Here is an 11,096-nt window from a genome sequence, read left to right as displayed (position 1 = left end):
TGAGCCTAAGGGCGGATACAGCATCCAGTTACCCGGTCTTGATATGCCTACCAAGAATTTTGACAGCGGTTAATGTTGTTCGCAACACCATCAACCGCATGAGAGGAATAATACAAGGTCGGATTAGGTCCCGGCGGGGCCGTAATCCGACAACATTGTTGGCGCCGGCATTTGTCGGATTACGCGGGGCGTCGCCCCGCTAATCCGACCTACGTGATTCAAACGAAAATTCAGACGAAAATTCAGACGAAAAAAAACCCGAGAGTCGAAACTCTCGGGTTTTTTCTACAAATTTGGTCGGAGTACAAGGATTCGAACCTTGGACCCCCTGGTCCCAAACCAGGTGCGCTACCGGGCTGCGCCACACTCCGAAGACCAAGATAATACAGACCGAATTCAGTTCGGTCAAGGGTCAGCCCGAACTTCCCGTAAATAATTTATGCCCCATGGCCTAAGCTACGATTTTCTTGCCAATAAAGTATGCGACACTGTGGCTCGGTTTTCTCTCACAGGATGCGAAAACATGACTGCACTACCGTTATCAACTTCATTGAACTACCGTGGTCCCAGGCGCCGGCGCAATGGCGTCGTGCTGGGCGTTGGCGTATCGCTGCTGCTGCACGCCGCATTGCTGTACGGCTGGCGCCACACGCGCCCGCCTGCGCTGCCCGACACCGGCCCGCGCGTGGAATCGCTGACAGTCTGGATCAGGCCGCCAGCGGTCAAGCCGCCACCGCCCGTGGCCAGCGTGCAGCCACGGCGTGTACCGAAGCCGGTACAGCCACCGCGCCTGGCACGCACACCAGTGGCACAGGCGCCGGCCAGCGCCAGCGTCGCCGACACGGCGCTACCAGCAATCACTGTGCCGGCAGCACCAGCGGCCAGCAATCCCGACGCTGGTCCGGTGCCCAAATTCGATATGGAGGCAGCGCGCAGCACGGCGCGCAAGATGGCCGGCGAACGCGATCCGGCCAAGGTCGGCACGGCAGTAGGGCAGATTCCCGACAAGCCGCTGCAAACCGAAACCGAGCTGGCGCGCAATATCGCTCAGGGCAAACGCGGCGACTGCCGCACTGCCTACGCCGGCGCCGGGCTGCTGGCGCCAGTCCTGATGCTGTTGGACAAGAAGGATAGTGGCTGTAAATGGTAAGGTTTGACTTTACCCATATTGGGTTCTATCCTACCCAATATGGGTAACTACGCAAATTCCTTGTTTTCCAAGACACAGCAACGGGTGCTGGCTTTGCTGTTTGGGCAATCGCAACGCTCTTTTTATGCCAGCGAAATCATTGCTTTCGCCGCTACGGGCTCTGGTTCCGTCCAGCGCGAACTGGCCAAACTGGTCAATGCCACGCTCATTACAGTAAAAAAAATCGGCAACCAAAAGCACTATCAGGCCAATCACAATGCACCGATTTTCGAGGAGCTGCGCAGCATCGTATTGAAAACGTTTGGTGTCGGTGATGCCTTGCGCACGGCGCTGCTGCCGCATTGGCACCATATTGAACTGGCTTTTATATATGGATCAATCGCCAGAGGCAGCGAACAGGCGCACAGTGATATAGACTTGATGATCATCGGTGACAAGCTATCGAACGCACAATTGCTGTCAGACCTGATGCCTGCGCAACAGCAACTAGGCCGCAGCATCAACCCGACGCTCTACACACGCGAAGAATTTATCGCACGTGTAGATGAACGCAAATCGTTTGTCATGCGCGTGATCGAACAGCCCAAGATCTTTATCAAAGGATCGGAGATAAGCTTGCAAAATCTGGCCAGCCAGACCCCGCCCAAATAGTTCTTACTCCTGCCCCTTCAACTGCAACGCCCGCTCATACAGCGCGTTTTTCTTGCGCCCGGTAATTTGCGCTGCCAGGCTGGCGGCCTGCTTGACGCTGCATTCGGCCAGCAGGATGTTGAGGATGCGCTCGGCTTCGACGTCCTGCGCATCCTGTTCGGCCGGGGCGCCTTCGAGCAGGATCACGAATTCGCCTTTTTCACGGTGTGCATCGGCGCGTATCCACGCTTCGGCCTCGGACAGGGGGCAGCGGTGGATTTCTTCGAACAATTTGGTCAGTTCGCGCGCAAACACCACCTGGCGGGACGGCTCGAAGACGGCAGCCAGCGCCGTGGCGCAGTCGAGGATGCGGTGCGGCGCTTCATAAAACACCATGGTGGCGGTAATACCGCTCAAGCTTTGCAGCATGGTTTCACGCTGTTTGGCCTTGGCTGGCAGGAAGCCGACAAAGTAGAACTGGTCATTGAGCAAGCCGCTGGCCGAGATGGCGGTAATGGCAGCCGACGCTCCGGGCAAGGGCAGCACGCGCAGGCCGGCGTCACGCACGGCGTCGACGATGCGTGCACCGGGATCGGAGACGGCGGGCGTACCTGCATCGGACACCAGCGCGATGCGCTCACCAGCTTGCAGGCGGGCAATCAGCGACTGCGCTACTTCACGCTCATTATGTTGATGGGCAGCAATCAATGGCTTGTTCAGGCCGAAGCGCGTCAGCAGGTGCGCGGTATTGCGCGTATCTTCACAGGCAACAGCGTCCACAATACCGAGCAAGTGCAGGGCGCGCAGGCTGATATCGGTCACATTGCCGATCGGCGTGGCCACTACATACAATGTTGCGATAGGATAGACCTGGTGCGCCGCCTCTGTCATGATAGGCAGATTGGCAATAAAACTGTTTTCTTGTACGGTCATGGAGGTTCAATGCTTGCTAATAGTGTGAAGTTACTGCTTGTTTGTGCCGCGACTGGCATGCTGAGCGCTTGCAGCACGCCTTGCGACGCGCCCGGGCAATTGTGCGCGCCTATCGAATCAAAAACAAGGGTCATGCCGCCGCCCGTGCCGGCGCCCAAGCCGGCCGCGCCTGCGCCGACCGCACCCGAACCGGTAACGTTTGCCGTGGCCGTGCCCGATATTACCTCGTATGACGACGGCGGCGCCCCCAAAGTAGCGCCGAGCGCCGGCAAGCCGGCTACCGGTACCGCGCAGGACATGCCGGCCGCCACCGCGCCGGCGCCGTCGGACGGCAAACAGCATCATATCGGCCTGCTGCTGCCGCTGCGCTCGAGCACGCTGGGACCGGCGGCCGAACTGCTGCGCGCCGGCTTTATGGCCGCCTATGAACGCGACCGCAGCGGCTTTGAAGTGACCGTGATCGATACCGGCGACGGCAATGCCGATGTGCTCAATAAATTTGCCCAGGCCCAGCAGGAGCAGGATATCGTGGTCGGTCCGCTGACGCGCTCTGGCGTGACGGCGGTGGCCAACAGCGACCTGGTGCGTAAGCCGACCATCGCCCTCAATCATCCCGATAGCCGCGAGACTGCGCGCTTGCCGGAAAAAATGCTGGTGATGGGCCTGTCGATCGAAGCCGAAGCGCGCCAGGTTGCCGCCTGGGCCGCCAGCGAACAGCCGCGCGCCAGCGCCCTGATCCTGTCGGCCGGCGCACCATCGCAGCGCCGCATCAGCAGCGCCTTCCGCCAGGAATGGCTGCGCCAGGGCGGCACGGTCGACCAGATGGACCTGACCGCCACCAATGGCTACCTGAGCGACGCCGAGCTGGTCCAGGTACGCGCACGCCTGAACAATACGCCGCCCGGCCTGGTGTTTGCCGCCCTCGATGCCGACCAGGCGCGCCAGCTGCGCGTGGCGATCGGCCCCGACCTGCCGCTGTACGGCACGTCCTCGATCAACCCGGGCATGGGCCGCGGCGCCAGCGGCCCCGAACTCGATGGCGCGCGCCTGCTCGACCTGCCATGGCAAGTGCAGCGCGACCATCCGCAGGTCATGATTTATCCACAGCCGCCGCAGCCCATGGATGGCCGCCTGACCGCCGACATGGAACGCCTGTATGCGCTCGGTATCGACGCTTTCCGCGTAGCGCGCGAAGTGGCGTTGAAACCGCAGTCGCCGTTTGTGCTCGATGGCGTGACGGGCCGCCTGTCGGTCAGCTACGACAATGGCCAGGCTCGCTTCGAGCGTACCGAACAGGCGGCCAGCTACCAGCAGGGCGTGGTGGGCGCCTGGCCGCCGGCGCCACTGCCTGCGCCGGCAATCGCGCCGCCCCAATAAGACCATGCGCCATGCCCGCCCCACGCGACAAGCTGCCGACTGACAAGCAGATCCGGGGCAGGCTGGCCGAAGATACGGCGCTGGCCTATTTGCAGCAGCACGGCCTGCAGCTGGTGCAACGCAATTTTTTGTGCAAGGGCGGCGAACTCGACCTGATCATGCGCGATGGCAGCGGCCTGGTCTTCGTGGAAGTGCGCCAGCGTAGCAGCGCCAGCTTTGGCGGGGCGCTGGCCAGCATCACGCCGGCCAAGCAGCGGCGCATGGTGCTGGCGGCGCAGATGTTTCTGCAGCGCCAGCAGAAGCTGCCAGCCTGCCGTTTTGACGCCGTGGCCATCGAGGGTACGCGCATCGACTGGCTGAAAAACATCCTCGATATGTAAGCATTTTTTACGGCGCTTGTCCGCCCGGCCGCGCGCCTGCACTATAATCGGCAGACTATGAATAATCAACGCATCCTCTCGCACTTCCACGAAAGTGCCGAACTCAAGATCCAGGCCGCTACGGTACTGGCACAACCGATTGCACAGGCGATCGAGCTGATGTTTGCTGCATTGTCCAATGGCAATAAGATTCTGGCCTGCGGCAATGGCGGCTCGGCCGCCGACTGCCAGCACTTTGCTGCCGAGCTGGTCGGCCGCTTCGAGCGCGAGCGTTTCCCGCTGCCGGCGCTGGCGTTGACCACCGATACGTCGATTCTGACGGCAGTGGCCAACGACTACAGCTACCGCGATATTTTCTCGAAGCAGGTGCAGGCGTTCGGCCAGGCCGGCGATATCCTGCTGGCCATTTCCACTTCGGGCAACTCGGCCAACGTGATGACGGCGGTGGAAGCGGCGCTTGAGCGCGAAATGCGCGTGGTGGCCCTGACCGGCAAGGACGGCGGCGCCATCGGCAAGATGCTGACCGACGCCGACGTGCATATCTGCGTGCCGGCCTCGCGCACGGCGCGCATCCAGGAAGTGCATCTGACGACCATACATTGTATTTGCGACGGCATCGACGTCGCGCTATTCGGAGGAGACGTGAATGACTAAATTCGGTACTGGCCCAGGCTGGAAACGCGTACAACGCCCGCTGGCCACTGCACTGCTGTGCGGCGCCATGCTCACTTCGCTGACCGGCTGCATCGAGCTGATGGTCGGTGGCGCGGTGATGGGCGGCGTCGCCGCGGCAGACCGCCGCACCCTGGGCGCCCAGACCGAAGACAAGACCATCGCTGTCAAGGGCGAGGCCAAGCTGCCTGGCCTGGTCGGCGATGCAGGCCATGTCAATGTCAACAGTTTCAACCGCAACGTGCTGCTGACGGGCGAAGTGCGCGACGAAGCGATGCGCCAGTCGGTCGAGCGCGAAATACGCGCTATTCCCGGCGTGGAAGGCGTGACCAATGAAATGGTGATTGCCGGCCCGGCCAGCTATACCTCGCGCTCGAACGACGCGCTGATCACCACCAAGGTCAAGGCCAGCCTGGTCGACATGAAGACCATCTCGGCCGCTTCGTTCAAGGTGGTGACCGAAAACGGCACCGTCTACCTGATGGGCCGCGTGACCCAGCGCGAAGGCACGGTTGCCGCCGATGTGGCGCGCAGCGTGAGCGGCGTGCAGAAAGTGGTCAAGCTGTTCGACTACATCACCGAAGCCGAACTGAAGCAACTGCAGCCGGACCCGGCGCCGGCGCGCAGCAGCAATCCCTGATAGGCCATCGGGCCTACAGCAACCATCAGGCGATGCGGCTATAATGGCCGCATCGCCTTGCTTTGGGCTTTGCTTCGGATGTGATCTCATGACAACTTCGCCCTCCGCCACCAAGTCCTGGCTCAAGCCAGCCGTGATCGCCATCGTGGCGGCCGGCATTGCGGCAGGCGCCTATCTGTCGCTGAACAACAAGCAAAGCGCACCCGATGTGACCTTCCACAGCATCGACGGCGAAAAGATTTCCTCAAGCAGCCTGCGCGGCAAAGTGGTGATGGTCAATTTCTGGGCCACCTCTTGCACGACCTGCGTGGCCGAAATGCCGGAGATGGTCGACACCTACAACAAGTACAAGGCCAAGGGGCTCGAATTCGTGGCCGTGGCCATGCAGTACGACCCGGCCAACTATGTGCTGAACTTTGCCCAGACGCGCCAGCTGCCGTTCAAGGTGGCGCTCGACGTTAACGGCGAGGCCGCCAAGGCCTATGGCGACGTGGCCATGACGCCCACCACCTTCGTGCTCGACAAACAGGGCAAAATCCTCAAGCGCTATGTCGGCAAGCCGGAGTTTGCCGAACTGCACAAGCTGCTCGACAACGCCATCGCCGGCTAAATCGCTTGCAACAGAATACTGTTGCAAACCATTGCATTCTTGCTATAACCTGCACATTCGTGACGTTTGTTACTTTGTGAAGGCCAGCCGTGTCCCCTGATGCTCAAACGCTCGACCCGCAACAGCTGAAAACCTGGTTGCTTGCTGCCGGCAAGCGTGATGCTGTTGCATTTCGCCAACTCTATAACGCTACTTCCTCGAAACTGTTTGGCTTCGCGCTGCGTATATTGCACAAGCAGGAGCTCGCTGAAGAGGCCCTGCAAGAGGGTTTCGTCGCCATCTGGAACAATGCCGCCACGTATCAAAGTCATCTGGCGGCGCCCATGACCTGGATGGCCACCATCGTGCGCAACAAGGCGTTCGATGTGCTGCGGCGTAGCGACGACACGGTGGAAATCGATGCTGAACAGTTTGATGGCGAAGTCATGAACGCACTGAAAGATCCGCAGGCCACGCCGATCGAAGCGCTGCAGATGAGCGGCGACGCCAAGGCGCTGGCCTATTGCATGTCGGCCCTGGAAGGCTTGCACCGCCAGGTGATTGCACTGGCGTATTACCATGACCTGTCGCACAGCGAAGTGGCGCAGCAGATGGCGCTGCCTATCGGCACCGTGAAAACCTGGATACGGCGCAGCCTGGAACGCCTGCGCACCTGCCTGGCCAAACGGGAGGCGCCATGAATATCCGCGGCAACGATGTACTGCGCCAGAAGCTGGCGTCCGAATACGTGCTCGGTACGCTCAAGGGTGGCGCACGCAGGCGCTTCGAAGGCTGGCTGCACAACGACGCTGACCTGCGCCATATCACGGCCGAGTGGCGCCAGCGCCTGGAACCGATGGCTGAATTTGCCAAACCGGTCACGCCGCCGCGGCGCGTATGGCAGCAGATCGAACAGCGCCTGCATTTGTCACCGCAGGGTGGCTGGTCGCTGTGGCGCGATTCACTGTCGTTCTGGCGTTCGCTGGGCATGGCTTCCAGCGCCATCGCCGCACTGCTGGTGGTGGTGATGGCCATGCGTTTGTTCGACGCGCCGCAGATTGCCTATGTTGCCAGCCTGACGGACGAAAAATCGCAGGCTGTCATGCTGGCCACGGCCGACAGCCGCCACGGCGCGCTGGAAGTACGTATGGTCGGCAACGCACCAGTACCAAGCGACCGCGACCTGGAACTGTGGGCCGTGCCGAAAAGCGGCAACCCGCGCTCGCTGGGCCTGCTGGCCGACAAGGGCAGCGTGAAACTGGCGCTGAACGAGCGCGCACTGGGCAGCGACGTGGCGCTGCTGGCCGTGACGCTTGAACCGAAGGGCGGCTCGCCTGATCCGAACGGACCGACCGGGCCGGTGCTGTACAAGGGTAGTTGGGTGAGGCTGTAGGTCGGATTAGGCCCCTGCGGGGCCGTAATCCGACATCACCGCAGGCGCCAACAATGTCGTCGGATTACGGCCCAAAGGGCCTACGCGGCGCGGCCTAATCCGACCTACTTCGGATACAAAATCATCTGCGTGCAGCGAAACAGCGCAATTGTCTTGCCGGTTTCCTTGCTTTTCACCACCGCGTCCCAGACCTGCGTATTGCGCCCCTTGTGCTCGACGCGGGCGGTGCAGGTAATGGTGCCGTCGCGCGCCGTGCCCAGGTGATTCGATTTAAGCTCGATGGTGGTGAAGTTGCTGGCCCCTTCCGGCAGGTTGGCGATGCAGCCGTAGCCGGAAGCGGTATCAGCCAGCGTCACCACGCTGCCGGCATGCAGATAGCCGTTGGGCGCCAGCAGATGCGACAGCACCGGCAGCTCGGCTGTCAGCTGGCCGTCGCCGATATCGGTGACAACAATGCCCAGGTGGCCGGGCAGGCGGCCGACGCCGCGCTGGTTGAATAATTCCAGGGTAATCTCGGGTTTGCTCATGGTCTCGCTTGATCCTTGTTATTAATACGACAGAACACGACAGCACGATCATAGCAACTTTTACGGTCACCCCCGGCCAGGCTATAAAGCAAATCAATTGCAACTGGCTGACAGCACCACCATTTTCTTGTTACTATTCGCCCATGTCATCACGCCAGCACATCAACCAGCCAGCACGTCACCAGGTTCACACCCTGGCGCGTTCGCCATGGCAGTTGTGCGTCGCGCTGTTCAGCGCGCTGGCGCTGGTGTTGCTGCTGTCGACTGCCGCGTCGCATCTGCACAAGACCAGTCTCGATGCGGAAGAGTGCGCGCTGTGCATGACCGCCATCGACAAGGTGGCCGACCTGGCCGTACCACCGGTGCTGGTGGAACCGCCCGCGCTATTGCTGCCATACCGCCTGCTGACGGCTGCGCCACCAGCACTGGCGCCCGTATTTGCCATCCTGCTGCCGCCCGTACGTGGCCCGCCGCCAACCTCGCTGTAGTTCCCACGCTGTTTTTCTTTTTTTCAGGCATTGCCACACTGCGCCAAGGCGCGTGGCTGCCTGGCGTTGACTATTTTCGAGGTTTTCATGCAACACACTCCACGCCTGAGCGCGCTGTCGCTCGCCATTGCCAGCCTGTTTGCTGTCCCAGCCTTTGCCGCTGACGCTACCCCTGACACGACCGCCCCTGACGCTGCACCAGCCGACATGCAAAAAGTCGAGGTCACCTCGGCCCACCTGCGCAGCGCCCGCATCGAACTGTCGCCCAAGGTCGGCACCACCATCTACAGCATCGACAGCCATATGGTCGACATGCTGGGCCAGGGCGACAATACGCCGTTCAATGAAGTGCTGCTGCGCCTGCCTGGCGTATCGCAGGACTCGAAAGGCTCGGGCGCGCTGCATGTCCGCGACGACCATGCCAACGTGCAGTACCGCATCAATGGTGTGCAGCTGCCGGAAAGCATCAGCGGCTTCGGCCAGTCGATCGACACGCGCCTGATCGACAAGACCGACTTCATTACCGGCGCCTTGCCGGCCCAGTTCGGCCTGCGCACGGCGGGCATTGTCGATATTGAAACCAAGGAAGGCGGCATGACCCCGGGTGGGCGCATCGGCATCATGGTCGGCAGCCACGACCATGTCGAACCGAGTGCCGAATTTTTTGGCAGTGTCGGCAAATTCAATTATTACCTGTCCGGCAGCTACCTGGGCAATGCGCTGGGCGTGGAAAACCCACAGCCGACCCGCAACGCGCTGCACGACAAGACGCGCCAGAACAAGTCGTTCGGCAATCTGTCGTATTTCCTCGACGACAATACCCGACTGGGCGCCATGTTCGGCACCTACAACGGCCGCTTCCAGATTCCCAACAACCCTGACCAGGCGCCAGCGTTCAGCCTGGCTGGCCGCAGCGATGCCGCCGCCGGCACCTCAACGCTGCCATCGTCGCAGCTCGATGAAAACCAGCGCGAAGTGAACCGCTTCCTGGTGCTGTCGCTGCAAAAGAGCATGGGCGACCTGAACTACCAGGTGTCGGCCTTCCACCAGTATTCGCAGCTGCATTTCACGCCCGACCCGGTTGGCGACCTGATCTATAACGGCGTGGCCTCCGATTCGCGCCGTTCCAACAGCGCCTCGGGCGCCCAGTTCGACATCAGCTACAAGCTGCACCAGGACCATACGCTGCGCGCCGGCCTGGCCTATACGCGCCAGAAAACCACCAGCGACAATACGGTCGGCGTGTTCCCGACCGATGACAATGGCCAGCAAAGTTCGACCACGCCGATTTCGGTGCAGGACAACAGCGGCAAGACCGGCACCCTGGCCAGCTTCTACCTGCAGGACGAATGGCATATCAGCAAGCCGCTGACGCTGAACTACGGCGCACGTTTCGACAAGGTCAACGCCTATACCAGCGAGCAACAGTGGAGCCCGCGCGTCAACCTGGCCTACCAACTGGCGCCAGGCACCGCCGTGCACGCCGGCTATTCGCGCTACTTCACGCCGCCGCCGCAGGAACTGGCTGCGCAAAAAAGCATCGACCTGTATGCCAACACCACCAATGCACCGGAAATCGCCACCTCGGACAACGTCAAGGCCGAGCGCACGCATTACTACGATATCGGCATCAGCCACCAGCTGACATCCAAGCTGACCGTCACGGCCGATGCCTACTACAAGAAAATCAGCAACCTGTTGGATGAAGGCCAGTTCGGCCAGGCGCTGATCCTGAGCCCGTTCAACTACGCACAGGGCTATGCCAAGGGCCTGGAACTGTCGGCCATCTACAGTGAAAAAGACTGGGGCCTGTTCATGAACGCCAGCACCCAGAAGGCGCAGGGCCGCAATATCGTGTCCGGCCAGTCGCTGTTCGGTGCCGATGAGCTGAACTATATCCGCAACAACTATGTCTACCTCGATCACGACCAGACGATGACACTGTCCGGTGGCGGCCACTATCACTTTGGCGATTCACAAGTGAGCGCTGACTTCCTGTATGGCAGCGGTCTGCGCATGACACCCGATGGCGGCGCACCGAACTCGGGCCATCTGCCGCGCTACTTCACGGTCAATACGGCCGTGACGCATACGTGGAAAAACACGCCGGTCGGCAAGGTGGAAGGACGCCTGGCGCTGATCAATCTGTTCGACAAGTCCTACCTGCTGCGCGACGGTTCCGGTGTCGGCGTGGGCGCGCCGCAGTACGGCGCCCGCCGCAGCATTTATGCAGGGCTGTCGACGAGTTTTTAAGCACGTAACGCGTCCGTGGTGGTGTCGGATTACGCGCTCTGCGCTAATCCGACCTACGCGTTTT

At 61.3% G+C, this 11,096-nt stretch carries 13 protein-coding genes and 1 tRNA gene; 11 read left to right on the top strand and 3 right to left on the bottom strand.

The features are described 5' to 3' along the window. Positions 1 to 294: 294 nt before the first annotated feature. Positions 295 to 371, bottom strand: a tRNA-Pro gene (locus tag GCM43_RS21840). Positions 372 to 523: 152 nt separating this feature from the next. Between GCM43_RS21840 and GCM43_RS21835 the strand changes: the two genes are divergently transcribed. Further along, a complete protein-coding gene (locus tag GCM43_RS21835) occupies positions 524 to 1,150 on the top strand; it encodes a hypothetical protein (RefSeq protein ID WP_152247993.1) in 627 nt (208 codons plus the stop codon). A 60-nt stretch (positions 1,151 to 1,210) separates the two neighbouring features. After that, a complete protein-coding gene (locus tag GCM43_RS21830; RefSeq protein WP_226929606.1) occupies positions 1,211 to 1,801 on the top strand; it encodes a nucleotidyltransferase domain-containing protein in 591 nt (196 codons plus the stop codon). 3 nt (positions 1,802 to 1,804) lie between these two features. Here GCM43_RS21830 and rsmI read toward each other — a convergent pair whose 3' ends face one another. Beyond that, entirely contained in the window at positions 1,805 to 2,713 is a 909-nt protein-coding gene (gene rsmI / locus GCM43_RS21825) for a 16S rRNA (cytidine(1402)-2'-O)-methyltransferase (RefSeq protein WP_152247991.1), read from the bottom strand. Positions 2,714 to 2,845: 132 nt separating this feature from the next. Between rsmI and GCM43_RS21820 the strand changes: the two genes are divergently transcribed. The 7 genes from GCM43_RS21820 to GCM43_RS21790 all read left to right on the top strand — a co-directional run bounded on the left by GCM43_RS21820 (position 2,846) and on the right by GCM43_RS21790 (position 7,764). After that, the gene (locus tag GCM43_RS21820) at positions 2,846 to 4,090 is read left to right on the top strand and encodes a penicillin-binding protein activator (protein WP_152247990.1); all 1,245 of its coding nucleotides are present in this window, start codon (positions 2,846 to 2,848) and stop codon (positions 4,088 to 4,090) included. Between the two features lie 11 nt (positions 4,091 to 4,101). Further along, the gene (locus GCM43_RS21815) at positions 4,102 to 4,470 is read left to right on the top strand and encodes a YraN family protein (protein ID WP_152247989.1); all 369 of its coding nucleotides are present in this window, start codon (positions 4,102 to 4,104) and stop codon (positions 4,468 to 4,470) included. 57 nt (positions 4,471 to 4,527) lie between these two features. After that, positions 4,528 to 5,124: a phosphoheptose isomerase gene (locus tag GCM43_RS21810; RefSeq protein WP_152247988.1), complete on the top strand. Its 597-nt coding sequence runs from the start codon at positions 4,528 to 4,530 to the stop codon at positions 5,122 to 5,124. Next, positions 5,117 to 5,782 (top strand): BON domain-containing protein, encoded by a 666-nt coding sequence (locus tag GCM43_RS21805; RefSeq protein WP_152247987.1) that lies wholly within the window; start codon positions 5,117 to 5,119, stop codon positions 5,780 to 5,782. The genes GCM43_RS21810 and GCM43_RS21805 overlap by 8 nt, the downstream gene beginning before the upstream one ends. 88 nt (positions 5,783 to 5,870) lie before the next feature. Then, positions 5,871 to 6,392: a peroxiredoxin family protein gene (locus tag GCM43_RS21800; RefSeq protein WP_152247986.1), complete on the top strand. Its 522-nt coding sequence runs from the start codon at positions 5,871 to 5,873 to the stop codon at positions 6,390 to 6,392. Between the two features lie 89 nt (positions 6,393 to 6,481). Next, positions 6,482 to 7,072 carry a sigma-70 family RNA polymerase sigma factor gene (locus GCM43_RS21795; RefSeq protein ID WP_152247985.1) on the top strand — a complete coding sequence of 197 codons (591 nt, stop codon included), beginning with the start codon at positions 6,482 to 6,484 and terminating at the stop codon, positions 7,070 to 7,072. After that, complete coding sequence (locus tag GCM43_RS21790) at positions 7,069 to 7,764, top strand: anti-sigma factor (RefSeq protein WP_152247984.1); 696 nt, start codon at positions 7,069 to 7,071, stop codon at positions 7,762 to 7,764. Before GCM43_RS21795 ends, GCM43_RS21790 begins: the two co-directional genes overlap by 4 nt. A 104-nt stretch (positions 7,765 to 7,868) precedes the next feature. Here the strand turns inward: GCM43_RS21790 and GCM43_RS21785 are convergent, their stop codons facing one another. Next, positions 7,869 to 8,291 (bottom strand): PaaI family thioesterase, encoded by a 423-nt coding sequence (locus tag GCM43_RS21785; protein ID WP_152247983.1) that lies wholly within the window; start codon positions 8,289 to 8,291, stop codon positions 7,869 to 7,871. 143 nt (positions 8,292 to 8,434) lie between these two features. Between GCM43_RS21785 and GCM43_RS21780 the strand changes: the two genes are divergently transcribed. Next, positions 8,435 to 8,779 carry a hypothetical protein gene (locus GCM43_RS21780; RefSeq protein ID WP_152247982.1) on the top strand — a complete coding sequence of 115 codons (345 nt, stop codon included), beginning with the start codon at positions 8,435 to 8,437 and terminating at the stop codon, positions 8,777 to 8,779. An 87-nt stretch (positions 8,780 to 8,866) separates the two neighbouring features. Beyond that, positions 8,867 to 11,032: a TonB-dependent receptor gene (locus GCM43_RS21775; protein WP_152247981.1), complete on the top strand. Its 2,166-nt coding sequence runs from the start codon at positions 8,867 to 8,869 to the stop codon at positions 11,030 to 11,032. The last annotated feature ends 64 nt before the right edge of the window (positions 11,033 to 11,096 follow it).

The sequence above is a fragment of the Janthinobacterium aquaticum genome (assembly GCF_009208565.1).
Classification (GTDB): Bacteria; Pseudomonadota; Gammaproteobacteria; order Burkholderiales; family Burkholderiaceae_D; genus Janthinobacterium.
The sequence above is the reverse complement of the archived record's forward strand: the minus strand, read 5'-3'. Positions and strand labels throughout refer to the sequence as shown.